Origin of the sequence: Flavobacterium xueshanense, from assembly GCF_900112975.1 — a bacterium.
Classification (GTDB): Bacteria; Bacteroidota; Bacteroidia; order Flavobacteriales; family Flavobacteriaceae; genus Flavobacterium; species Flavobacterium xueshanense.
On the sequence record NZ_FONQ01000008.1, the window covers coordinates 1 to 24,039 of the forward strand.

Here is a 24,039-nt window from a genome sequence, read left to right on the forward strand (position 1 = left end):
GCAAGCGACTATTTCATTGCTACAGAACTGGAAGCCCTATTTGTTTACAATAACATCCGATAATGGCAAAGAATTTGCAATGCATCAAGATATAGCAACAGCACTAGAAATTGATTTTTATTTTGCGAATCCATATAGTCCTTGGGAACGAGGAGCTAACGAAAATCTAAATGGACTTATCAGACAGTATATACCTAAATCAACATCCTTTGAAGAGATATCCAATGAAAGAATTATAGAAATTCAAGAGAAGTTAAATAACCGTCCAAGAAAAAGATTTAATTTTGAAACACCAAATTATATGTTTAATCAAAAAGTTGCATTTATAACTTGAATCTAGCGAATTAAAAAAGGAAACTACTCCAATTCCTATTTTTTTAGCAAAAGTCGTTTTATTCTCACCAACAATTCATTAGGACTGAAAGGCTTTGTTATGAAATCATCTGCTCCCAATTTAAAAGCCTGCAAAACTGTTTTCTCCAATCCCACAGCCGAAAGTATAATGATTGGGATATTTAGTTTGAGTTCTATTTTTACTTTATTTACGATATCCAATCCCGATATCAAAGGCATCATAATGTCGGAAATGATTAAATCAGGACTTTCTGAAACTATTTTGTCTAAAGCAACTTGTCCGTTTGGACATAAAATCACATGATATCCTTCTTTTACCAATCTGAATTCCATGGTTTTTAACATCATTTCATCATCCTCGGCAATTAATATTTTCTTCATAAAAATTTTTATACGTTTATAGTTTGAACTATTCTAGTTATTATTTAATTCTCCATTATAAGAAAATATCTCTAATTAAGCTTTTTGTACTACCCAAATAAAAATACACTTTTTACAATAATAATATAAAGTTCACTAAAGAAATTTAATATTCCTCCACCAACTCCAGTTCTTTGATGGCTAATTGACAAATTTCATTTAAATAAACAACTTCCTCTTTTCTTTTTAGTCCCAAAGGATTTATTTCAAGTTCTTTTTCAATGCTATTTATACTTTCAGAAGCCTTGATTACACCCAATAAACTGATGGAAGATTTTAGTTTATGAATCTCTTCTTTTAAAGTTTTGATATCATCATTTTTGTTCAATTCAAGGATTAATGCCATAGTTTCAGGCGTTTTTTCTAAAAAAACGGCAACCATATTTTTTATGAAAGTGTCATCTCCATCTGCGAATTCCTTTAAATATTTGAAATTAACGAGTTTTTCTATTGTCATTTCTTTTGTTGCTAATTCAGGAGATAGTTTTAAATTCCCTTTATTTTTAGTCAAGTTCAGATATAATTTCTCCAATAACACATTAAAATCATACGGTTTCGATAAGTAATCGTTCATTCCATTTTGCAAACATCTTTTCTCCTCTTCTAATGTAGCGTGCGCGGTCAAGGCGATAATAGGAATTGTAGATTTCTCCCCCATTTTGGTTCGAATGAAACGTGTAAGCTCATTTCCGTCCATTTCCGGCATTTGGATGTCCATCAAAATAATATCATAATCATTATTCGTTATCTTTTCAATCGCTATTTTTCCATTAGCGGCAATATCAATTTCTTTGTCCCATTTCCCAAAAACTTTCATTGCAAGAAGCTGATTCAATTCATTGTCCTCTACTAAAAGTATTTTTATGTCTTTTAAAAAATCGGGAGCGATTGCCGTATTTTTTAATTTAATGTGGTTGGCGGTTACTTTCTGAGCCTTTTTATATTTTAATGAAAAAGAGAATTCACTTCCTTTGGAAACAGCACTTTCAACAATAATCTTTCCGCCCTGCAACTCAACTAGTTTTCGAGTTATGGTAAGACCAAGTCCGGTTCCTCCATATTTTCTGGTTGTTTCGTTTGAAGCCTGATTGAAACTTTCAAATATGGAATCTATTCTATCTTTTGGAATACCAATTCCGGTGTCGATTACTGAAAATTTGATTAGCGAATCTGATTCGGTTTCCAGCAATTCAGTAACTACCATTTCCACATATCCTTTTTCGGTAAATTTTAGAGCATTCCCAACCAGATTCACTAAAATTTGAGCCAGTTTTGTAGGATCTCCATTTAAATTATCATTTATATTCGGATCGATATCGTATAACAATTTTATTTTTTTCTCTTTTGCAGTTGGACACAGCAACTCAATAACATAATTGACTGTTTTTGACAAAGAAAAATTTACGGCTTCAAAAATCATTTTATCGGCTTCAATTTTCGAGAAGTCAAGAATATCATTGATAATAAACATCAAATTATGGCTGGCTTTTTTTATCGCTTCCACACTCTGTTTCTGGTCATTGTCTAAATTTGTACTTTCGAGAATTCTGGCAAATCCTATGATTCCATTCATCGGAGTCCGAATTTCATGGCTCATATTGGTAAGGAATTGTTCTTTTATAACTACCGCTTTTTCCGCTAAATCTTTTGCTTTTATTAATTCTGCTTCCGTACGTTTTTGTTCACTGATATCTTGAATGGTTCCCAGAATTTTACAAGGTTTACCATTTTCGTCATTCAAACATTTGATGAATACATTGATATATTTTAACGTCCCTTTTTTACTGGTGATGCTGTGCTGGAACTGTACTTCTGCATTTGTATTTTTGACATGATCGAGATTACTTTCATAAAGCGCTAAATCTTCGGCATCAGTAAAAAATGATTTAAAAAAATCAACGGAAGCAATCGCCTGATTTTCTACTTCAAAAATAGTAAAAAATTCATCAGAAAAATAGGATTCATTATTGCTTAAATTGATTTCCCAGCTTCCTATTTTAGCCAGTTTTTGTGCTTCCAGAAGTCGGTTAGCATTTACCTTCAAAGCAAATTCTGTATCTTTTCGGAGTTTTATACTGTCATGCAAATTAATGGCATTTCTAATACTTTGAGAAACTCCATCAGGAGTCAATAAGGTTTTCGGAATATAATCCGAAGCACCGCTTAATATCGCCTGGCTGGCAATTTTTTCATCTCCTTGCGAGGTTACAAAAATGATCGGGGTTTCAATTCCGGACTCTCTTATTTTTTTCAAAAAAGAAATTCCATCCGTATCCGGCATCATATAATCTAAAAAAATTAAGTCATACTTCAATGATTTAATTTTTTCTATTCCTTCATCTGCTGAAAACACACTGTCTACCTCAGCAATAATTCCGGATTTAGATATGGAACGGCTGATGGTAATGGAATCGACTTTATCATCATCGATTATTAATATTTTTAAAACGAGGGCCATAGTGTGTTGTTATTTTTGACTGGAAAATTCAATTATATTCCAATAGTCATTCAATACCGAGAAAAAATGATTTAATTGTTGGATTTCGAATGAGAGCGGAATGTATCCTGCAATATTCAAGTTCAAAGCTGTTGTTTTATTTTTACCGTAATCCGAGTGGGTAATGACAAACATTAAAATCGATTTTAAATCCGGATGATTACGTATTGCATTCAATACATTTATTTCTTTGTTCTTTGTTCTGTTCAAATCAATCAGTACGATTTTAGGAACAGGAGTGAGTTTATGGGAACCGTTTAACATTAACCATGCTTCATTTTCGTTTTGTGCTGAAAATAAAGTATGTTTACTATTAATTTCTGAAAAGGACTTTTTAATATTTTCACAACCAACAAGATGTTTGTGTTTCCCAAAATCAAAACAGATTAAATAAATTACATTTCACATAACTGCCAGAAATTTTTTAGAGTTGCGACTGAGGTCACAAATTTTTCAAAAGAAAGCGGTTTAAGAATGTAACCGGCAACGTTCAAATTATAAGCATCAATCTTGTCACTATCTTCGTTTGAAGTGGTCATTACAAAAACCGAAATGTTTTTAAGCTTCTCGTTTTCCCGCACAATTTTAAGAAACTCGATTCCATTCATTTTTGGCATATTAATATCCAAAATAATGATTTTAGGCAAAGGAATAATTTTGTCCTTTAACATTTCGAGTGCTTCCACTCCATTTCCGGCGATAAAAAGCGGATTCATAATCTTGTTTTTAGAAAATGCTCTTTTTACATTCATTACATCTACTTCATCGTCTTCGATTAATAAAATATTGACCAATTTTTGGTTCATAATTTTAATTTTTTAATGTTATTATTTTAGGCCAATGTATTGTAAAAACCGAACCGCTGTGTACATCAGGAGAATATTCTATTTTTCCTCCCACTAATTTCATGATTTTACAACTGATGGCTAATCCTGCTCCAGTTGTATCTACAATATCTTTAGAATTAACGGTATAAAAAATAGAGAAAATTTTATGAATTGCCTGTTCGGGTATTCCGGGTCCGTTATCACTTATTTTTATTTCGTAATCGTTATCATTTTCTACGATGTCAATGAATACCTTCCTATTTTCTTCATGATGAAAGCGAACGGCATTATCAAGGACACTCATTATTACTTTTTGCATTTTCACACCTAAAGTAACACAATTTTCATTAATTATATCAGCCTTAAAATGAAAGTCAACATTTGATTCACGGTCAAATAAATCAATACAATTCGCAATCATTTTAGTAATATTCAATTCGTAAAATTCTAATTCTGTTCTGTCAACACGGGAAAGCTCCAACAATGCATTCATCATATTTTCAAGACGGTATACTCTGTTTTTCAACAATCCTAAGTTAGTCAAAACATCTTGATTTACAACACTTCCTAAATCTTCCTCAATCCAGGTCGTTATATTTGATATCGCTCTCATTGGCGACTTTATATCATGTGAGACGATATAAATAAACTCTTCAAATTCTTTTTTAAGGGCTACCAATTCTTCTTGGCACTTCTTTTCAGATTCCTCCATTTGTATTTATTTTGGTACGGTGAAAATGAAATTACACCCTTTATTTTGTTCGGATTCAATATGAATTGTCCCTCCTTTTTCTTCAATAATTTTCTTGACAATAGATAATCCAATTCCGGTGCTCTCTTTTACATCGCGCGCTTCAATGGTTTGAAAAACTTCAAATACTTTTTTATGGTACGCTTCCGCAATTCCGGGGCCATTATCTTTGATGCTAAATTGGTGAAAACCAGATACTGATTGATAATGACATTCAATTTTCCCTAAAGATTTATTGTTGTGTTTTACTGCATTACTAATTAGGTTACTAAATACCTGTTGCAATAGTATTCGTTCAGTTACAATAATCGGAAAGTTGTCGTCAACTGTAATTTCGAAACCTTCATCCGGAACTATAGAATCAATGATCTGACGTAACATCAGTTCCAAATCAATGGTTTCTTTCTCAATTTCAACTCGACCAATACGGGAATATTCTAAAACTCCGTTAATCAAGTTTTCCATTCGTAACACGCGCCCGCGCAATAAATCAAAGTTTGCGCTTGCCTCTTTTGGCATATCCGGCATATCTTCAACAATCCATTCCGAAAGATTATTTATTGCCCTGAGCGGAGCCTTCAAATCATGAGAAACTACGTAAGCAAACTGATCGAGTTCTTTATTCTTCTTTTCAAGATTCAGCAACGCATAATTTAGGTTTTCCTCTGCGTTTTTTTGATCCGTTATATCCGTACTTATTGAAATATATTGATAGGGATTATTTTTTTCGTCCAAAAAAGGAACAATAGTGGCTTTCTCCCAGTAGTATGAACCGTCTTTGGCTAAATTGCGCATTTCTCCTTTCCAAATAGTATCCTTAACAATGGTTCGCAATGTGATTTTAGCAGATTCTTCAGGAAAATGCCCCGTAATACTGCGCTGATCTTTACCTATAAGTTCATCCTTGGCATATTTAGAAATGGTACAGAAGTTATCGTTGACGTATGTAAGTAGTCCCATTTGATTTGAAATAGATACAATTGCGGATTCATCAAGAGCCGATCGTATGTCTTGTATTTCTTTCGATTTTTGAATGATTTTTTGTTCGGCCATCGTTATCGCAGTGATGTCCTGAATAATACCTTTTAATTCTGTCACCTCGCCATTTTCATTTTTAAAAGGCTGACCAATCTCTAATATATGTTTGACGCGTTGATCCGGAAATACGATTCGGTATTTAATTTTAAAATCTTTTCCAGTTTTGTTCACATCGATACTGACTTTATTCAGCTTTGCTAAATCATCCTTATGAATTCTGCTTCTGTATGCTTTATACAATTGATCCGTAGGCATTTTATCAAGTTCAAAAATACGGTAATGACCTTCTGACCAAATTAGGTCATTAGTAACCAAATCAAATTTCCAGCTGCCAATTTTTGCAATACTTTGCGATTCATCCAGTAATCTGTTCCCATCAATTAAGCTTTGTTCTGCTTCTTTCTCTTTTGTCATATTTCGCGCAATACAGTATAGATTTCCAGTAAGGGGATCTGGAGAGGTATTCCAGCTCAATACAACATATTTCCCGTTTTTACAGAGGTACCTGTTTTCAAAACTAATGGTCAGTTCACCTCTAGAGAGTTTTTCAACTTCATGGTATGTTGAAGCTAAATCATCGGGATGAATAAAGTTGACAAAAGGACTTCCTTCCAATTCTTCCTTAGAATAACCTAAAACGGATGTAAATGCAGGATTTACTTTATAAAATAATCCATCCACATTGGCAATGCAAACCAAATCTTTAGAGAGATCTATAAAATTTTGAAACTCTCTCTGCGATTTATTAAGGTCTAAATTTTTCTTACGCGCATCCAGCAACAAAACAACTTGACCGGCAAGTAATTGCAATGCGTTTTTTTGTTCCTCAGTAAGTATTTTGGGTTTTGTATCAATAACACAAAGTGATCCTAAATTAAAACCATTTGCATCGTGAAGCGGTGCTCCAGCATAAAATCGGATCTTGGGAGCTCCCGTTACGAGAGGATTATCCGCAAATATTTCATTTTCCAAAGCATTACTGACCTCGAAAACACCATCACCCATAATGGTATATTGACAAAAAGAATCTTCTCTTGAAGTTTCGGTAACATCTATTCCAATGGTAGATTTAAACCACTGTCGTTGACTATCAATTAAACTTACAAGGGCAATGGGAGTTCCACAAATGTACGAAGCAAGCTGGGTGATGGAATTATATTCTTTTTCTGGTAATGAATCCAGTACCGCATATTCTTTCAGAGCTTTCAGTCTTTCTAATTCTTTCTCCGGTTTTGGATGTATTTTCATCAAGATGGGACTTTTTTTTACTAGTACTGATAAAGAATTAATAATTTCTGGCGGTTGAATGATTATTTGTTTCAATTTTCATAAGCAACCTTTCTGTACTTTTATTCAAATACTAATATGTTTCGTTACAAAAATAAAATTAATTTTGAATTAAACGGAAAATTCATAACATAAAATTACTTCATGCCGCAAAGATTAAACTAGAGTTTAAAAAGCCAAATGATAAAGAATCGCAAGTACTTGAATGACACAACAGAAACCATTTAAAATAAAAATTATCCATTTAATATACCAACTTCTTATTAAAAAAAACGTCCTTAAATCACAACCTTTTGCCAAAAATAAAAATATTTTAAAGCACTTGATAAAATACACATTATTATGATTAACAACAACTTAAACACAAAAATAAATACTATTTTTTAAGATTAGAAAAAATATTTTATTAAATTTACAGTATTGGTTTTAGCAAACAGGAAATCCTACTTCTCGCTTCTTTAAACCTAAAAAAGTCCTGTAAATTTTAAACCTACCTCTGAATTTCAAAATTTTATAATCGGATTAATTAAAAGCCCCTACCTAATTTCTGATACTATTATTTTAACAGACTTTAAAGAAAGCATATTTTTATTTAAAAAAAAACGAAATGAAAAAGTACAAACACATCCTGTTTTTCAATCAAATTGGTATTGAATCCCTTAGCAAAGTTGGAGGCAAAAACGCCTCTCTTGGCGAAATGTACAATCAGCTCAATCCAATTGGCATCGTCATTCCAAACGGATTTGCAGTTACCGCCGAAGCATACCGATTATTCCGCAAAGAAAATAATCTGGAACAGCCGCTTCAAGAGTTGTTGATGTCATTGGATACTAAAGACTATTCAAATCTTTCTTTCATTGGAGAAAAAGCCAGAAATCTTATTTTATCAGCCACCATTCCGGAGGAGACTCGTGCTGAAATTGAGCTCGCTTACCAATCGCTTGGCGAACAATGCGGCACAAGCACTCTAGATGTGGCGGTTCGAAGCAGCGCTACTTCGGAGGATTTACCTACCGCCAGTTTTGCCGGAAGAATGGAATCATTTTTGAACATTAACGGAGCACAACAATTGCTCGAAGCCATTCGCCGGTGTTATGCATCCTTATTTACAGACCGCGCCATAAAATACCGTTATGATATGGATTTTGCCAAATTAGATATTGCAATTTCCGTTGGTGTGCAACAAATGGTGCGGAGTGATAAAGCATCTTCAGGCGTTGCCTTTACCATAGATCCGGACAGCGGTTTCGAAAATACTATTATCATAAATGGCTGCTGGGGATTGGGTGAAAATATTGTTCAGGGAACCGTTACACCGGATGAATGGATGATTTTTAAGCCAACTTTAGAAAACTCGGATTTGAATCCAATGCTGAAAAAACAATGCGGCAGAAAAGAGTTCACGATGATTTATTCCGATACATCAGAAAGTAGCTCAGCAGAAAACACCATTGTAAATACCGAAACGACTTTGGAAAAACAAAACCAATTTTCCTTAACAGATAAAGAAGTCATCCAACTATCCCAATGGTGCGTTAAAATTGAAAAACATTATCAGAAACCAATGGATATTGAATGGGCAAAAGACGGTTTGAATAACGAATTGTTCATTGTTCAGGCACGTCCGGAAACCGTTCACGGAAAAGGAAATAAGCAGGTTCGGGAGATATACACATTGAAAGAAAAAAGCACGCTTTTGACTAAAGGAATAGCTCTTGGCGATAAAATTGCTTCAGGTAAAGCCCGAATCTTGAACAATCCGCAAGAGGGTGCTTTGTTGCAAAACGGAGAAATCATAGTCACTGATTTGACTAATCCGGACTGGGATCCCATTATGAAAAGAGCTTCGGCGATTATTACCAACAAAGGCGGACGCACCAGCCATGCCGCCATTGTCGCCCGAGAATTGGGAACTGTTGCGGTGGTGGGTTGTGGAGATGCGACCGCAACAATACAAAACGGGCAGGAAATCACAGTGTCCTGTTCCGAGGGCAAAGTAGGCAATATTTATGACGGGAAATTGAAATGGGAAATAACAGAACAGGATTTCAGTAAACTTGAAATGCCTAAAACAGATCCGATGCTAATTCTTGCTGATCCCGAAAGAGCCTTTGAATTAAGCCATTACCCCAATCAGGGTGTGGGTTTGATGCGGATGGAATTTGCGATTTCGAATACTATCAAAATTCATCCTCTGGCGTTGTGCGAACCTGAAAAAATAAGGGATGAGGATGTAAAATTGGAAATAGCGGCATTGACAATCGGATATGAAGATCCTAAAAAATATTTCGTTGACAAACTCGCCGAAGCCGTAGCTATTGTGGCAGCTGCTTTCTATCCAAAAGAGGTCATTGTGCGTATGAGTGATTTTAAAAGCAACGAATACGCCAACCTCATCGGAGGGAAATATTTTGAGCCTGATGAAGAAAATCCAATGATTGGCTTTCGGGGCGCTTCGCGTTATTACAGTGATTTCTATCGAAAGGGTTTTGCCTTGGAGTGCGAAGCTATGAAAAAAGTACGCAACGAAATGGGACTTCACAATGTAAAACTGATGATTCCATTTTGCCGCACGATCGAAGAAGGTGAACGTGTATTGGCCGAAATGGCTAAAAATGGTTTGGTACAAGGCATCAACGGATTGCAAGTTTATGTTATGATTGAAATCCCAAGCAATGTATTGATGGCGGATGATTTTGCAAAACTCTTTGATGGTTTTTCTATTGGTTCCAATGATTTAACCCAGCTCACTTTGGGGCTGGATCGCGATTCGGCATTAGTGAGTTACTTGTTTAGCGAAGAAAATCCTGCTGTCAAAGCGTTAATAAAAGAAACCATTAGGGTGGCGAAACGTAATGAAATAAAAGTGGGACTATGTGGACAAGCACCAAGCGATATCCCTGAATTCGCCACGTTTTTAGTAAATGAAGGCATTGACAGTATCTCTTTTAACCCAGATGCTTTGATAAAAGGAATCGAAAATATTTTGGAAGCAGAACAAAAAACAAAAAGAAAAATCATAGTCTAAGAAAACCAAATCATGGAAACAATATTCAAGAACAAAGTGGCATTAGTAACCGGTGGTTGTTAGGGAATTGGCAAATCCACGGCACTAACTTTCACCAAAAAAAGAGCCAAAGTAGCCGTAGCAGACTGGAAAGAAAATGATGAAATGGTAAACCTTATCAAATAATTAGGCGGTGAAGCCATTTTTATTAAATGCAACGTTTTAAAAACCGATGAAGTGAACGCAATGATTGCGCAAACGATTGCCGCATTTGGCGGAATGGATTATGCGTTCAACAATGCCGGAATCGAGGGTGCGTCTGCTTCTACCCAAGATTGTTCGGAGGAAAATTGAGATAAAACTATTAGCATAAATCTAAAAGGAATTTGCCTCTGCATGAAATATCAAATTCCCGAAATACGCTAACAAGGCAAAGGAGCCATTATCAACTATGCCTCTGTAGCCGGAATGGTTGGTTTTGCAGAACTACCGGTTTACGTGGCTTCTAAAAATGGCATTGTGGGATTTACAAAAACCACTACTTTAGAATGTGCTACTCAAGGAATCCGAGTAAATTTAATGTGTCCTAGCTTTATTTAAACACCAATGATTGATCGACTGGCCGGAAAAGCAAAAGAAGGTATTGAGCGATTTAATGGTTTTAAACCCATCGGGCGTTTTGGTCTTCCGGAAGAAATAGCCAATACAGTGGTTTGGATGTGCTCAGATGAAGCGTCTTTTGTAACCAGACATGTGATGGCAGTAGATAGCGGATTTACACCACAGTAATTTTATATGGTATTCAAAAACATTCCAAAATGAAAAGTATAAGCCTTTGTTGTTACTGCTTATCTTTTTCTAAAAAATAAATTAAAAACCAAAACTAAGTCCCTTTTGCGACAGCAAGAATTTAGTACTTATGAGCCCATCGACAACCTGATGTAAACCCAAAATAAATTAGAAACTACATAAAGAAAAAAAGCTAACTATTTAAATCAACCCACCTGGAAAACACACCTTTTTATTGTCAAAGTTGCGGAGTGCCACTGACTACAGAAGACATCAAAGGAACCGAAAATAACGGTCAGAAAACAAATGACTATTGTAAATATTGTTATAAGGACATTCACTTTAAAAAACCAGATATGAACTTGGAACAAATGAAAAATACCGTAAAAATGCATATGGAGAAAAAAAATCTTCCTAATTTTATGATTCAAAAAGCACCAAATATTTTACCCGTTTTGAAACGCTGGAAAAACATACAATTTTTGATTTAATTCCTAATCACTTTGCATCACGGACAATAGTATCGGGTAAATAATGTTTACGCATCGGAAGATTTATTTAAATAAAGTTTTACAAAGCAATGAAAATGATGAAAGTATTTTCTTGATGAACGAAAATTTGAGTTAGAAAATGAGAATATCGGATAAAAGAAAAAATGGATAAATAAGCAGAGGAATACGCTAAAAAAAATAAATCAAAATTCCGGAAGAAGATTATGCTACAATCTCCAAATTACATGAACTGACGGCTTACAATAAAAATAAAAAATGATAAAGTAAAAGTATTAGTCTACAGCATCTTTGGCTTTGATAAACCATTTATGGAAAAAGCAGCACATGGAAATCATAAATTGGTTTTTACGGAGCAGCATTTGAATGAAAATACGGCACACTTGGCCCAAGGATTTGATGCCGTTTCGCTTTTCACTTCGGATGTGGCTTCAGAAACGGTTTTGCAAAAACGCTACACCTCGGTGTTAAATATATTGCGCTGGGGGCTGTGCACTCAGATTTTATTGATGTTCCAAGGGCAAAAGCTCTGGCGATAAAAGTGGCAAATATCCCCATGCATTCACCTTATTCGGTTGCTAAACATGCTGTTGGTTTGGTATTGGCACTCAACGAGAAACTCGTTTTTGGGCAGCGATTAATGGAAATTGGAGATTACCGAATGGATCATTTAGTCGGTTTTGATTTGCATGGAAAAACTCATCACCATTCCCAATACTTCTGAACAACTGATGGCAGAATTATCTAATGGTGTCAATGCCTATAATTTTTTCTAAATTTCTTTTTAGTCAATTTCTGGCTGGTGCTTTTTAATTTAATTCCAGCGTTTCCGTAGGATGGCGGCCGCATTTTACGTGCTTTTTTATCCTTTCGGATGAGCGCCATATAGCTACCCGAATATCGGCAAGGATTGGTCAATTTCTAGCTTTAGATTTTATACTTTTTGGTTTTTTTATCTCACCTATTTTAATTTTTATTGGTATTTTTGCAATTATTGGGGCTCAGATGGAAGCGGATTATACCGAATCAAAATTCATGCTAAAAGGATTTAAAGTCCACGATGTAGTAATGAAAGACTATCCAAAAATTGATGCCAATGCAACCGTAAAATCTGCCGTAGCATTAGTTTTGGACAGCCAAAACAATAATTTTTTAATCATGGAAGAAGGGACACCAGTAAGAACACTAAATAGCGATCAAATCATAATGGCACTCTCCAAAAAAGGCGAAGAGGAATTTATTTATAATGTGATGGATCGGAATTTAATTTTTATCGATGCAAATTCGCTTCTGGAAAATGTTTTTGAACTGATACAACTCAATAAATCAAGGTTAATGCTCGTTATCGAAAATAATGAAATGGTCGGAACTTTGGACATCGGAAATCTAATGGAATTTATTTTGATAAATGAGATTACAATAAATAAAGTGCATGATAAAAACTAACGATAGCTTTAATATTTCTAATAATCTGGAGCTGGTGTACAGTGGTGAAGATTATTTTTCCCGTTTAGAAGCTATCATCCGGGAAGCACAATTTCAAATACACCTGCAAATGTATCTTTTTGAAAATGATGCAACGGGAAAAAGAATTGTCAACGCACTAAAAGAAGCCGCGCTCCGGAAAGTTGAAATTTACGTACTTTTGGATGGTTTGGGCTCTTTATCTTTTCCGTCAGAACTGCAAAAGGATCTGAAATATAGCGGCGTTAACATTCGTTTTTTTGCCCCTTTATTTTCAACGTATACTTTTTATCTCGGACGAAGATTGCATCGCAAAGTGGTTGTTGCTGATGCAAAAGTTGCGCTGGTTGGTGGCATAAATATCGCTGATAAATACCGCGGTTCCGCCACAGAAAAACCTTGGCTGGACTACGCCGTCCAATTAAACGGAGAAATTGCCAAACCACTTCAACAGCTTTGTCATGATCTTTATTTTAAAAAAAGACAGCTGGGAAACAAAAAAATAAAATCTGCGTTTAATATCCAGCAAAATACTACCGTTCGCATCCTCCAAAATGACTGGTTAAAAGGGAAAAACGAAATTTGTGATGGTTATATAAAATCCATTCGGCATGCCAAAAAGGAGATCATCATTGTAGGCAGTTATTTTCTTCCTGGAATCCGAATTATTCGAGCCTTAAAAAAAGCGTCTAAAAATAAAGTAGTCATCAAATTGATTCTCTCAGGAAAATCAGATCTACCGCTGACAAGACGGGCAACTTGCTTTTTGTATGGCAAACTCCTCAGTTATAACATTGAATTATTCGAATGGAATGAATCCGTTTTACACGGAAAAGTTGCCGTTGTGGATGGCAATTGGTCAACAATTGGTTCCTTTAACCTGAATAATTTGAGTTCGTACGGAAGTCTGGAAATGAATGTTGAAATCCTTTCGGAAACCTTTTCAGTACGGTTTCAGACGCACCTCAACGAAATTATTTCGCAATGCCAAAGCATCACTCCGGAATCATTAAAAACCAAAACCACTATAATGACAAAGTTCATCAACTTGATGGCGTATGTCGTCACTAGAATCGTAGAATTAGTTGTTACTTATACTCCTTACAAACGGTTTTACAATTAAAAAAGAAGAATCCATTCTTGCGTTTCTAATTATAAAAACGGGTGTAAAGGGCAATTTAAAATTAAAACTAATTTTTTTAACAAATAATGCGGTCAATTCATTTTTTTTTGTAAATTTATAGTTGTAACGTATTATATATTAATACATTATAAAAATTAGACGTTGATTATAATTTTTAAAAATGGAACTATACCGATTTAAAACCCAAAAAAAAGAGGATTGGATCCAAAAGGATTTTGAAAGACAAATCCCTAAATTGGACCGTAAAAAAATATTTATCCCTAATCAGGATGAACTGTTTTTTTAATTCATTTTTAAGAAGCAAATTTGTTAGCCAAGGTTATCAACGGAGCCGTGAGTCACTGTTCTGTAATTGAATGTTCTTTCAAGCACCAGGTTTAAAAGATTCTCCGCTGAGCTCCGAACTTTTAAACCGGTTTTCTTAATTGGGTTTAGGGACATAAATGTCCCTACCCCATTAATGACTCAACCTTATGGATTTTAAACATTAGGAAGAAACATTTATCAAGGAATCCCGGAAATTAGGCTTTTCGCTCCCTAACATTCAGCGTTGTCTGGATTATGCCGAAGTTTTATTTTCGCATCAGGTTCCGGTGATTTACAATCCCACACATCTATCGGCTCTTGTAGGTTACAAAAAAGAATACCTGAAAAAAGCATCGCTGTTTCCTAACTATTTTTACCGAGATTTTGAAGTTGCAAAAAAAAATGGAAGCAAACGACTTATATCTGAACCACTCCCCAGTTTGAAAGAAATCCAAATGTGGATTCTCAGAAACATACTGTATAAAGTGCCCATCAGCACTTTTGCGAAAGCATACAGACCAACAGTATCATTACTGGAGAACCTGAGATTTCATAAAAACCAACCCAAAGTTTTCACGCTGGATTTAGAAAATTTCTTTCCGTCAATACGCGTTGAAGCTGTAGAAAATGAATTTCTGGAATTGGGCTACTCCAGAATAATATCAAAACTCCTGTCCAGATTATGCACCAGAGATGGCAGTTTGCCTCAAGGAGCGCCCACGAGTCCCTATCTTTCAAATCTTGTTTTTAAAGTGGCCGATGCTGCAATTGCTGCGTATTGCAAAGAACATAAAATTCGCTATACCCGTTATGCGGACGACATGAGTTTTTCTGGCGATTTTGATGAGAATAAATTACTTCAAATAGTGACAGAAATTATTGAGAAAATGGGGCTTCGCATCAATGCCAAAAAAACCAAACTGATGACGCCCGATATGCGACAAACAGTTACTGGTGTTGTAGTTAATCAAAAACCGCAGGTAATTTTCCATGAACGCAATCAGTTGCGCCAGGCCTTATACTACATTCAAAAGTTTGGTTTTGAGGAACACCGCGAATACAAAGAAATTAATCAGAAGAATTATCTGGAACATTTGTTAGGAAAAATAAATTTTGTGCTCCAAATAAATCCAAAAGACGCAGAATTCATAAAGTATAAAGCGCTACTTTTTGACTTGAAACACAAACAAGATTTAAAGACAATAGAAAACGAATTGTTTCCGATATAAAAATAAAAAAACCCATTTTAAAAGCTCCATTTTCGGAGCTTTTAATTTTTATAACGAACTATAATAAAACGCTTTATTGTTATTTTATCATCTAATAAATGATTAAATTTGGTACACAAATTTTTTGAAAATAATGATTTTAGATGTCAGAATAAATTCGATTTGAAACTCCTTAACTGCTTTATAGAATATTTAAATTAAAAAAATAAGCCATGAAAAAAATAGTAACAATTATCACCACATTATTTTTATGCACTTTTCTGTTTGCGCAAACAACCTGGAAAGCTGATCCAATGCATTCAAAATTAACTTTTAGCACGGTACACAATGGTATCTCTGATATTTCCGGATTGTTCAAAATATTTGATATTAGCGCAATTACCACCAAAACTGATTTCAGTGATGCTGTTTTTGAACTTTCAACAACTGTCGCGTCAATCAATACCGAAGTGGAAATGCGTGACAAGCATTTACGAAGTAATGAATTTTTTGATGTGGAAAAATATCCAAAAATGACTTTCAAAAGCACATCAATACAAAAAACAGAGAAAGATAAATATAAACTAACGGGCCAACTCACATTACACGGAATAACTAAACCGGTAGTCATTACTATGTGGTATAGAGGAACTATTGAAAATCCCCAATCTAAAGCGCCAACAGCTGGATTTAAATTCAGCACTGTCATAAAACGTTCTGATTTTAATATAGGTCCAAAATTCCCTGCACCAATGATTAGTGATGAAGTAAAAATTAAAGCCGACAGTGAATTTATAAAACAATAAGTATCAAAAAAACATTTTTTTTGTTTCCAAATGCTACAAACCTAACCCAATAACCACAACATAAAAATAATCGCAATGGCATTCATAGACTATTACAAGATTCTTGAAGTGGACAAAAAAGCAACCGAAGCCGAGATTAAAAAGGCCTATCGCAAACTTGCGCGTAAATATCATCCCGACTTAAATCCCAACGATAAGGAAGCCGAAAAGAAATTCAAGGAAATCAATGAAGCGAATGAAGTGTTGAGCCATGTTGAAAATCGGAAGAAATACGATGACTACGGCGAAAACTGGCAGCATGCGGAAGAGTTTGAAAAATCAAAACAGCAGCGACAATACCATGGAAATGGACAACAAGGCGGATTTGGCGGAGGTGGTGATTTCTCTGATTTTTTTGAATCTATGTTTGGTGGTCCTACCTCTGGTGGCGGTGGTCGCGGAAGTGCGCAGTTCAAAGGACAGGATTTTAATGCTGAACTGCATCTGGAACTCAAAGAGGTGTACACGACGCACAAACGCACGCTGACCATTAATGGAAAAAACATTCGCATTACTATTCCTGCCGGTGTTGAAAACGGGCAGCAAATAAAAATAAGCGGTATGGGTGGCGAAGTTTCCGGTGGTGGTCCCAAAGGCAATTTGTACATTACGTTCACTGTAGAGAATCATACTAAGTTTAAACGTGATAAAAATAATCTTTATGCAACAGTGAATTTAGATTTGTATACCGCACTATTGGGCGGCGAGATTACCTCAGATACTTTCGACGGAAAAGTAAAACTGACCGTGAAACCCGGAACCCAAAACGGAACTAAGGTCAAATTAAAAGAAAAAGGGTTTCCGATATATAAAAAAGAAGGAGAATTTGGTGATTTGTACCTAACCTATCAAATACAAATTCCTATTAATCTTTCTGAAAAAGAAAAAGAATTATTTACGGAACTCGCTACACTAAGAACCTCATAAACATGGAAAACCTAATCCCGATACCAGTATTATGTGATTATTATGAAGTGGAACTGTCTTTTTTTACAAACCTCAGTGACATGGGTTTATTGGAAATAAAAACTATAGAAACCAGCCAGTATATTGATTCCGATGCAGTTTATGAAATCGAAAAAATGATTCGCATGCATCAGGAACTGGAAGTTAATATAGAAGGAATTGATGTAGTTTTTAATTTGCTACAAAAGATTGATGCATTACAGAATGAATTGACCACTCTCAAAAACAGATTGCGTTTGTACGAAAGTTGAAAAATGTCCCTATTGACTCTACCGTGACTAAATTTGTATTTCGCTATTTTTAAAAATAGAAAAGTTGTAATGCCATTTATCTAAACTAAAATTATTAAATCGTCATGTCCATCTATTTAAGCAAGCAACAACCAATAAATAAAAAGCTGCTAATATAAACGACCGCTAAAAATAATTTTTACAGCCATGAAAACAATACTTGTGCCCACAGATTTCTCGATTCCGGCAGATTCCGCTATTCATTATGCTGTAAAATTAGCGGTACTTTGGGACGCTTCACTGATTTTGTATCACAGTTTCATTCCGTATGAAAGCGGATTTTACCTTCTTTCACTGAACGAAAAAGACAATATGGAGGCCCATAAAAAAGTAACAAACAGGCTCACTGCCATAAATAATTCTATTGTAAAGAAAAATCCCAATCTTTCTATTTCAATTCATGTCGATCAGGGCCCAGAAGGTATTAAGATTATTGATTTTTGCAAAAAAAGCAAAGCCGATTTGATTGTAATGGGGACCAAAGGTGCCAGTGGTTTGAAAGAAAAACTCATAGGAAGTTTTACCGCCGAAGTGACGATCAACGCTCCTTGTCCGGTATTAGCCATCCCAAATAAGTATAAATTTAAAGTGCCCGAAAAAATTACATACGCAACTAATTATTCCAAAAAAGACAAGAAGGTGCTCCAATTGTTATTAGAATTTAACCGGATTTTCGATGCTAAAATTAACATTTTACATGTTGATTGGGGAATAACGTTATTTACTGCAGATGAAGATTATGATAGGTATAAAAAAACAACCCAAAATCACTTTAAAGATTTTGAATTCACTTATCATCATACTGTTGGAAAAGACATTTCAAAAACCATTTTAGAGGAAACCCTGATTGATAAAACCGATATGATTGTGATGAATCCTTTGAAAAGAAAAGGAATTTGGAATCGTATTTTTCACAGAAGTGTAACCAAAAAAATGGCTTATCATGTTCCCATTCCGTTGCTGACTATTCCAATTAAATAATACTGTTTTCCACCCAAACGACAGTTAAGTCGTCGCTAAAAGTAGCTTCTACTCTAGTAAAGAAAACTATTTAGGGTCTGCTGAGAAACGCATATTAAATTGCAGTTCAATTAGATATAGTTATATTTGAGAAACTAAGTGCAAGGTATTATGCTAAACAGTCCAAAAAAGTGTGCACCAACACCTGATTTTGTCAGTCAAAACCAGTTGGTTTTTGAGGGATTTGAATCTCCTTTTGAGAAGAAATTGAATTCTGAAAACCAATAAGTTGTTTTAGCAAAGCTAATTCCTTGGGATGAGATTTGCAATATTTATCTTAAAGCGGTTCCTAAAAGTACAACTGGTCGACCACGATTGAATCCGAGGAAAGTTTTAGGGTCAATTATCATAATGCACTTGTGTGATATTGACGAGCGTGAAACAGTTGCTCAAATTTCCGAGAATATCTATATGCAACATTTCTTGGGTTATTCTAGTTTTTCAGATGAACCTCCATTTGATGCGTCTTTGTTTGTAACGTTTCGAAAGCATTTACGTTTGGATGTTTTGAATACCATTAACGAAAAAATTGTTGCTATAAAAACCAAACTTGAAGACAATAAAAGGGATCGTAAAGACGACACAGATTCAACAAACGATAGGGGAATTCTAATAGAGGAACCGTATTAATGGACGCTACAGCATGCCCTCAAGATATTTCTTATCCTACTGATTTGAATCTACTCAATGATGCCCGAGAAAAATCAGAGATGTTGATTGACCTCTTATATGTGAAAGAACTTCACGGCAAGAAGCCTAGAACTTATAGGGAAAAAGCAAGAACAATATATCTTCACACGGATCAAAAAAAGAACAAAACAGGTAGGATTGTTCGTAAAGGTGTTGGACAGCAACTTCGCTATTTGAAACGAAATATTGAACATATTTCCAAGCTATTAGAGCGATATAGCGGCATTCCACTCAGAAAAAAGGAGTTGAAATATTGGTATGTAATCCAGACACTTTATAGCCAACGAGAGGAGATGTTTCGAGAAAAAACAAAATCAGTTCCACACCGAATTGTCAGCATCCATCAGCCTCATGTAAGACCAATAGTAAGAGGAAAAGCCAAGCAAAGGTAGAGTTTGGAGCCAAGATACATTGTTAAATGATTGATGGAATCACATTTTTAGACAAATTCACTTGGGATGCTTTTAATGAAGGAAGTCATTAATGAATTACTGCTGACCTTGGCAGTATCAAGCATTATGTTTTGGGAAGAATAAATAGAAAAATGGATTTAAATCACGAAAGATAAACCCAAGCAGCAAGATAAAAAATAAAAATACGATTGATTTGTTACTTTTAATTTAGCCACAGATTATTACAAATTAAACGGATTTTTATAGTGCTGATAAATAAGACTCAATATCTGCTAAATATTTTCGGTTCATAATAATCTAAATTGTTTTACCGGACATCAATAAATAATAGTATTATCCGATTAAAGCAGGGGTTTATTGACCTTCTTTTTATCAAAAATCACATCTGTATTTGTAATTTTAAAATTGAAATTATTCGCCTGGATAAAAATAACGATTGCAAAAATGTCGTTATTTTTTAAAATTGTTATTTTCTCGACAAAACCTTCAATATTATAGGCAAACAACATGCTTAATAAATTTGATAATCAGATAAATAACTATATATTTGAGTGGCTATTTTCTGTTAAAAACTAATTCATTTGCTTATGAATACTATTTCTAAAATAACTGAATTATTCAAAGCTGTTTTAATCGAAATTGGCGAACTCTCCTATTTTTCAGCCCGTTTTTTTCAAGAAACTTTTAAACGTCCTACGGAGTTCAAAGAGTTTTTACGGCAGTGTTTTAATATGGGAAATCGTTCCTTGCTTCTTGTTGCCGTTACGGGATTTATTATTGGTTTGGTGTTCACGCTGCAATCGCGTCCCACGCTGCAGGAATTTGGCGCCGTTTCCTGGATTCCATCTATGGTTAGCATTTCACTGATCCGAGAAATCGGACCTATTATAACGGCTCTGATTTGTGCAGGACGCATCGGATCGGGTATTGGCGCTGAATTAGGTTCGATGCGGGTTACGGAACAAATTGACGCCATGGAAGTTTCCGGTACTAATCCGTTCAAATATTTAGTGGTAACTCGTGTATTGGCTACGACTTTTATGTTACCAGTTTTAGTTTTTTTTGGAGATGCTATCGCAATTTTCGGTTCTTTTCTTGTGGAAAATATCAAAGGAAGAGTTTCCTTTTTACTTTATTATAACCAGGTTTTTGATGCACTGGAATTTGGTGATTTAATTCCTGCAACCATCAAAACGTTCTTTTTTGGTTTTGCGATCGGAATAGTTGGCTGTTTCAAAGGATATTATTGCAAGAAAGGGACGGCCGGTGTTGGTTTAGCAGCTAATTCGGCAGTAGTTTTTACGTCGATGTTGCTGTTTATTATCGACTTTATTGCTGTTTTTGTTACCGATATATTTTATGATATATGATGATTATGAGTACCATGACACCAAATCTTAACCGAATTATAGAAATCAAAGACTTGCGAAAAAGCTATGGTGACAATCATGTTTTGGATGGTTTTAATATGGTGCTGAATGAAGGCGAAAATCTGGTGATTATGGGGAAATCAGGTTCCGGAAAATCAGTGATGATTAAATGCTTAATTGGACTGGAACAGCCAGATAGCGGCTCTATCATTGTGATGGGAAAAGACATAACGCAAATCGATCGCGAGGAACTGGACGATTTACGGACTGAGGTTGGATTTCTTTTTCAGGGAAGCGCGCTCTATGATTCGATGACGGTCAGGGAAAATTTGGAATTCCCGTTGCGACGTCACAAAAAAAAGTTTGGAGTTATCAAAGACACCACACAATTAGTGATGGAAGCTCTGGAAAACGTGGGATTAGCGCACACGATTAATTTAATGCCCGAAGAGTTATCGGGTGGAATGAAACGTCGAATTGCTTTGGCCAGAACATTGATTCTGCAACCCAAAATAATTTTGTATGACGAACCTACGACGGGATTAGATCCCATTACTGCAAAAGAAATTTTGCTGTTGATGATGTCTATCCAACAAAAATACAACACTTCGGCAATTATCATTACCCATGATGTGGATTGCGCCAGAGTGATTTCAAACCGAATGATTTTATTGGTCGATGGCATCAATTATACCGAAGGCACTTTTGATGAATTATCCCTCTCAACAGATCAAAAAGTTCAAGCTTTCTTTAAATAAGAATAAAATGGAAAAAACGACATCACAAAAATTGCGACTTGGACTTTTTGTAATAATCGGGTTATTGCTGTTTATACTCGCCGTGTATTTCATTGGCGATAAGCAACAAATGTTTGGTAAAACCAATAAATTATCTGCGGTTTTCAATAATGTCAGTGGCTTACAATTAGGAAACAACGTACGCTATTCCGGAATAAATGTCGGAACGGTTCGCGGTATAGCAATGATTAACGATACGGCGATCAGAGTCGATATGCTGATTGACAAAACCATTTTTCCACACATCAGGAAAAATGCAATTGCCACAATTGGTTCTGATGGTTTGGTAGGCAATATGATTATCAATATTATTCCCGGTAAGGAAATAGCCGCCTCGATATTACCAGGAGATGAGATTCGCACATTAAACCGCATTCGCAGTGATGATATGCTGAATACACTTGGTAAAACCAATAAAAATGCAGCACTTCTGACGGCAGATTTACTTAAAATCACAAAAGAAATCAATCAGGGAACAGGCACTGTGGGTTTATTGATTAAAGATTCAATGTTAGCTAAAGATCTGAAATTAACAATGCTCTATTTAAAAATTACAGGAAAAGGAAGTTCGGAATCGATGATAAAACTAAACCGCCTTATTTCTTCCTTAGAAAATAAAGACAATGTGATTGGTGTTTTGAAAGATACAGCTGTTGCCAATAATCTTAAAGCAATAGTACGCAATTTGAAGCAAACAAGCACTGAAATAGATAAAATAATAAGTAGAGTAGATACTACAATTGTGAATATTAAAGATGGAAAAGGAGCAATAAATTACCTTTCGAATGACCCAAAATTAGTTCATAAAATAGATTCGACTATGACTAATATTAACGATGCGAGTTTCCGTTTAAATGAAAATTTAGAAGCCTTGAAACATAATTTTTTATTTCGCGGCTATTTTAGAAAGCAGGAAAAAGCCAAAATGAAAGAACGAAAAAAGGAAGAGCAACAAAAATAACTTTGGATATTAATTTGAATTGAGATTTACATAAAATACAATTACAACATGGTTACAATAGAAAAACTAGGAATAATTCTAAGTCCCACCGACCACCAATTTGAAAATAACGGCGTGCTTAATCCCGGAATTTATCAGGAAGGAAATACAATTCATATTTTATACCGGGCAGTGGAGCATGGGAATTATTCAACCATAGGTTATGCCAAGATGGATGGTCCTGTAAAGGTAATTGAACGCCACGAAAAACCCCTAATTATGCGTGATTTTGAATATGAAAAACACGGTGTGGAAGATGCCCGTGTTGTCAAAATTGAAGATACCTATTACGTTACCTATACCGCCTATGATGGTGTCAATGCTATGGGAGCACTTGCCACTTCTAAAGATTTAATTCATTTTGAAAAACACGGTATCATAACGCCACATGTCAACTACCAAGAATATGAAAATTTTGTAAACTGTTGTGACCGTAATAATCTCAATCCAAAATACCATAAGTATTACAATCTTTTTGCTCAAATAGGATTGGTTGCAGATGAATTCAGGTTGCTCAGGGATAAAGACGTGGTGTTATTTCCACGGAAAATAAATGGGAAATTTATGTTGTTGCATCGAATTTGGCCCGGAATTCAGATTGCAGAATTTGAGGATTTCAACGATTTAACCGAGTCTTTTTGGAAAGAATATCTCATAAATCTGGTGGATCACATTGTACTGGATCCAAAGGATGCATTTGAAGTGAATTACATTGGCGCAGGCGGCCCGCCCATTGAAACAGAATATGGTTGGTTGCTTATTTATCATGGTGTACAAGAAACTGTTAAAGGAAAGATATATCATGCTAAAGCCGCTTTATTACAATTGGACAATCCGAAAATTGAAATTGCGAGATTACCATTTCCGTTGTTTTCACCTACAAAACAATGGGAAATAGAAGGGGAAGTAAGCGATGTTGTTTTTCCAACGGGACATGCTTTATTTGGAAACGACTTATACATCTATTACGGCGTGGCCGATAAACATATTGCAGTTGCAAAAGTAGACCTAAACGAATTACTTCTCGAACTGAGAAAACAACCGTAA

The 24,039-nt window shown here is 35.1% G+C and carries 24 protein-coding genes and 1 pseudogene; 19 read left to right on the forward strand and 6 right to left on the reverse strand.

Features of this window, described 5'->3' with window-relative positions; translation table 11 throughout:
- Positions 1–334 (forward strand): IS30 family transposase (locus tag BMZ76_RS08825; RefSeq protein ID WP_143071068.1); only part of this gene is annotated, 334 nt, incomplete at its 5' end.
- 35 nt (positions 335–369) lie between these two features.
- Here the strand turns inward: BMZ76_RS08825 and BMZ76_RS08830 are convergent.
- The 6 genes from BMZ76_RS08830 to BMZ76_RS08855 all read right to left on the reverse strand — a co-directional run bounded on the left by BMZ76_RS08830 (position 370) and on the right by BMZ76_RS08855 (position 7,135).
- Positions 370–735 carry a response regulator transcription factor gene (locus BMZ76_RS08830; RefSeq protein ID WP_091205054.1) on the reverse strand — a complete coding sequence of 122 codons (366 nt, stop codon included), beginning with the start codon at positions 733–735 and terminating at the stop codon, positions 370–372.
- Positions 736–880: 145 nt separating this feature from the next.
- Positions 881–3,232, reverse strand: a complete 2,352-nt coding sequence (locus BMZ76_RS08835) for a response regulator (protein WP_091205057.1) — start codon at positions 3,230–3,232, stop codon at positions 881–883.
- 9 nt (positions 3,233–3,241) lie between these two features.
- Positions 3,242–3,535: a response regulator gene (locus tag BMZ76_RS08840; RefSeq protein ID WP_091205059.1), complete on the reverse strand. Its 294-nt coding sequence runs from the start codon at positions 3,533–3,535 to the stop codon at positions 3,242–3,244.
- Positions 3,536–3,666: 131 nt separating this feature from the next.
- Positions 3,667–4,077: a response regulator gene (locus tag BMZ76_RS08845; protein WP_091205061.1), complete on the reverse strand. Its 411-nt coding sequence runs from the start codon at positions 4,075–4,077 to the stop codon at positions 3,667–3,669.
- A 4-nt stretch (positions 4,078–4,081) separates the two neighbouring features.
- Positions 4,082–4,810: a sensor histidine kinase gene (locus tag BMZ76_RS08850; protein ID WP_091205063.1), complete on the reverse strand. Its 729-nt coding sequence runs from the start codon at positions 4,808–4,810 to the stop codon at positions 4,082–4,084.
- A 6-nt stretch (positions 4,811–4,816) separates the two neighbouring features.
- Entirely contained in the window at positions 4,817–7,135 is a 2,319-nt protein-coding gene (locus BMZ76_RS08855; protein WP_091205424.1) for a PAS domain-containing protein, read from the reverse strand.
- 646 nt (positions 7,136–7,781) lie between these two features.
- Here BMZ76_RS08855 and ppsA point away from each other — a divergent pair.
- The 18 genes and pseudogenes from ppsA (at position 7,782) to BMZ76_RS08945 (ending at position 24,039) form a co-directional block, all read left to right on the forward strand.
- Complete coding sequence (gene ppsA / locus BMZ76_RS08860) at positions 7,782–10,202, forward strand: phosphoenolpyruvate synthase (RefSeq protein ID WP_091205067.1); 2,421 nt, start codon at positions 7,782–7,784, stop codon at positions 10,200–10,202.
- Between the two features lie 180 nt (positions 10,203–10,382).
- Positions 10,383–10,970: pseudogene (locus tag BMZ76_RS16120) on the forward strand (SDR family oxidoreductase).
- Positions 10,971–11,185: 215 nt separating this feature from the next.
- Positions 11,186–11,461, forward strand: coding sequence for a zinc ribbon domain-containing protein (locus BMZ76_RS08870; RefSeq protein ID WP_091205069.1), 276 nt, complete (start codon positions 11,186–11,188; stop codon positions 11,459–11,461).
- Between the two features lie 329 nt (positions 11,462–11,790).
- The gene (locus BMZ76_RS08875) at positions 11,791–12,018 is read left to right on the forward strand and encodes a hypothetical protein (RefSeq protein WP_091205071.1); all 228 of its coding nucleotides are present in this window, start codon (positions 11,791–11,793) and stop codon (positions 12,016–12,018) included.
- A complete protein-coding gene (locus tag BMZ76_RS08880) occupies positions 11,970–12,203 on the forward strand; it encodes a hypothetical protein (protein WP_167547444.1) in 234 nt (77 codons plus the stop codon). The genes BMZ76_RS08875 and BMZ76_RS08880 overlap by 49 nt, the downstream gene beginning before the upstream one ends.
- A gap of 281 nt (positions 12,204–12,484) precedes the next feature.
- Positions 12,485–12,925 carry a CBS domain-containing protein gene (locus tag BMZ76_RS08885; RefSeq protein ID WP_091205076.1) on the forward strand — a complete coding sequence of 147 codons (441 nt, stop codon included), beginning with the start codon at positions 12,485–12,487 and terminating at the stop codon, positions 12,923–12,925.
- On the forward strand, positions 12,912–14,066 hold the full coding sequence (locus BMZ76_RS08890) for a phospholipase D-like domain-containing protein (protein WP_091205079.1): 1,155 nt from the start codon (positions 12,912–12,914) through the stop codon (positions 14,064–14,066). Before BMZ76_RS08885 ends, BMZ76_RS08890 begins: the two co-directional genes overlap by 14 nt.
- A 614-nt stretch (positions 14,067–14,680) precedes the next feature.
- Positions 14,681–15,622, forward strand: coding sequence for a reverse transcriptase domain-containing protein (locus BMZ76_RS08895; protein ID WP_208857650.1), 942 nt, complete (start codon positions 14,681–14,683; stop codon positions 15,620–15,622).
- Between the two features lie 212 nt (positions 15,623–15,834).
- Positions 15,835–16,407 (forward strand): YceI family protein, encoded by a 573-nt coding sequence (locus BMZ76_RS08900; RefSeq protein WP_091205081.1) that lies wholly within the window; start codon positions 15,835–15,837, stop codon positions 16,405–16,407.
- A 75-nt stretch (positions 16,408–16,482) separates the two neighbouring features.
- A complete protein-coding gene (locus BMZ76_RS08905) occupies positions 16,483–17,373 on the forward strand; it encodes a DnaJ C-terminal domain-containing protein (RefSeq protein ID WP_091205084.1) in 891 nt (296 codons plus the stop codon).
- Between the two features lie 2 nt (positions 17,374–17,375).
- Entirely contained in the window at positions 17,376–17,663 is a 288-nt protein-coding gene (locus tag BMZ76_RS08910; RefSeq protein ID WP_091205086.1) for a chaperone modulator CbpM, read from the forward strand.
- 186 nt (positions 17,664–17,849) lie between these two features.
- Positions 17,850–18,683 carry a universal stress protein gene (locus tag BMZ76_RS08915; protein WP_091205089.1) on the forward strand — a complete coding sequence of 278 codons (834 nt, stop codon included), beginning with the start codon at positions 17,850–17,852 and terminating at the stop codon, positions 18,681–18,683.
- Positions 18,684–19,073: 390 nt separating this feature from the next.
- The gene (locus BMZ76_RS08920) at positions 19,074–19,352 is read left to right on the forward strand and encodes a transposase (RefSeq protein ID WP_244281773.1); all 279 of its coding nucleotides are present in this window, start codon (positions 19,074–19,076) and stop codon (positions 19,350–19,352) included.
- On the forward strand, positions 19,352–19,804 hold the full coding sequence (locus BMZ76_RS08925; protein WP_091205095.1) for a hypothetical protein: 453 nt from the start codon (positions 19,352–19,354) through the stop codon (positions 19,802–19,804). Before BMZ76_RS08920 ends, BMZ76_RS08925 begins: the two co-directional genes overlap by 1 nt.
- Positions 19,805–20,412: 608 nt before the next feature.
- Positions 20,413–21,195, forward strand: a complete 783-nt coding sequence (locus tag BMZ76_RS08930) for an MlaE family ABC transporter permease (protein WP_091205099.1) — start codon at positions 20,413–20,415, stop codon at positions 21,193–21,195.
- A 5-nt stretch (positions 21,196–21,200) separates the two neighbouring features.
- Positions 21,201–21,953: an ABC transporter ATP-binding protein gene (locus BMZ76_RS08935; RefSeq protein WP_091205428.1), complete on the forward strand. Its 753-nt coding sequence runs from the start codon at positions 21,201–21,203 to the stop codon at positions 21,951–21,953.
- A 7-nt stretch (positions 21,954–21,960) separates the two neighbouring features.
- Complete coding sequence (locus tag BMZ76_RS08940) at positions 21,961–22,953, forward strand: MlaD family protein (protein WP_091205101.1); 993 nt, start codon at positions 21,961–21,963, stop codon at positions 22,951–22,953.
- Between the two features lie 48 nt (positions 22,954–23,001).
- Positions 23,002–24,039, forward strand: a complete 1,038-nt coding sequence (locus tag BMZ76_RS08945) for a glycoside hydrolase family 130 protein (RefSeq protein ID WP_091205103.1) — start codon at positions 23,002–23,004, stop codon at positions 24,037–24,039.

What these genes read in the sequence shown, in the direction of transcription:
- BMZ76_RS08920 (WP_244281773.1), top strand. Translation starts at nt 19,074, where the DNA reads ATGCACTTGTGTGATATTGACGAGCGTGAAACAGTTGCTCAAATTTCC.
- BMZ76_RS08935 (WP_091205428.1), top strand. Translation starts at nt 21,201, where the DNA reads ATGAGTACCATGACACCAAATCTTAACCGAATTATAGAAATCAAAGAC.
- BMZ76_RS08830 (WP_091205054.1), bottom strand. Translation starts at nt 735, where the DNA reads ATGAAGAAAATATTAATTGCCGAGGATGATGAAATGATGTTAAAAACC.
- BMZ76_RS08945 (WP_091205103.1), top strand. Translation starts at nt 23,002, where the DNA reads ATGGTTACAATAGAAAAACTAGGAATAATTCTAAGTCCCACCGACCAC.
- BMZ76_RS08890 (WP_091205079.1), top strand. Translation starts at nt 12,912, where the DNA reads ATGATAAAAACTAACGATAGCTTTAATATTTCTAATAATCTGGAGCTG.
- BMZ76_RS08910 (WP_091205086.1), top strand. Translation starts at nt 17,376, where the DNA reads ATGGAAAACCTAATCCCGATACCAGTATTATGTGATTATTATGAAGTG.
- BMZ76_RS08905 (WP_091205084.1), top strand. Translation starts at nt 16,483, where the DNA reads ATGGCATTCATAGACTATTACAAGATTCTTGAAGTGGACAAAAAAGCA.
- BMZ76_RS08925 (WP_091205095.1), top strand. Translation starts at nt 19,352, where the DNA reads ATGGACGCTACAGCATGCCCTCAAGATATTTCTTATCCTACTGATTTG.
- BMZ76_RS08840 (WP_091205059.1), bottom strand. Translation starts at nt 3,535, where the DNA reads ATGTTAAACGGTTCCCATAAACTCACTCCTGTTCCTAAAATCGTACTG.
- BMZ76_RS08845 (WP_091205061.1), bottom strand. Translation starts at nt 4,077, where the DNA reads ATGAACCAAAAATTGGTCAATATTTTATTAATCGAAGACGATGAAGTA.
- BMZ76_RS08835 (WP_091205057.1), bottom strand. Translation starts at nt 3,232, where the DNA reads ATGGCCCTCGTTTTAAAAATATTAATAATCGATGATGATAAAGTCGAT.
- ppsA (WP_091205067.1), top strand. Translation starts at nt 7,782, where the DNA reads ATGAAAAAGTACAAACACATCCTGTTTTTCAATCAAATTGGTATTGAA.
- BMZ76_RS08875 (WP_091205071.1), top strand. Translation starts at nt 11,791, where the DNA reads ATGGAAAAAGCAGCACATGGAAATCATAAATTGGTTTTTACGGAGCAG.
- BMZ76_RS08940 (WP_091205101.1), top strand. Translation starts at nt 21,961, where the DNA reads ATGGAAAAAACGACATCACAAAAATTGCGACTTGGACTTTTTGTAATA.
- BMZ76_RS08850 (WP_091205063.1), bottom strand. Translation starts at nt 4,810, where the DNA reads ATGGAGGAATCTGAAAAGAAGTGCCAAGAAGAATTGGTAGCCCTTAAA.
- BMZ76_RS08855 (WP_091205424.1), bottom strand. Translation starts at nt 7,135, where the DNA reads ATGAAAATACATCCAAAACCGGAGAAAGAATTAGAAAGACTGAAAGCT.
- BMZ76_RS08900 (WP_091205081.1), top strand. Translation starts at nt 15,835, where the DNA reads ATGAAAAAAATAGTAACAATTATCACCACATTATTTTTATGCACTTTT.
- BMZ76_RS08915 (WP_091205089.1), top strand. Translation starts at nt 17,850, where the DNA reads ATGAAAACAATACTTGTGCCCACAGATTTCTCGATTCCGGCAGATTCC.
- BMZ76_RS08885 (WP_091205076.1), top strand. Translation starts at nt 12,485, where the DNA reads ATGGAAGCGGATTATACCGAATCAAAATTCATGCTAAAAGGATTTAAA.
- BMZ76_RS08930 (WP_091205099.1), top strand. Translation starts at nt 20,413, where the DNA reads ATGAATACTATTTCTAAAATAACTGAATTATTCAAAGCTGTTTTAATC.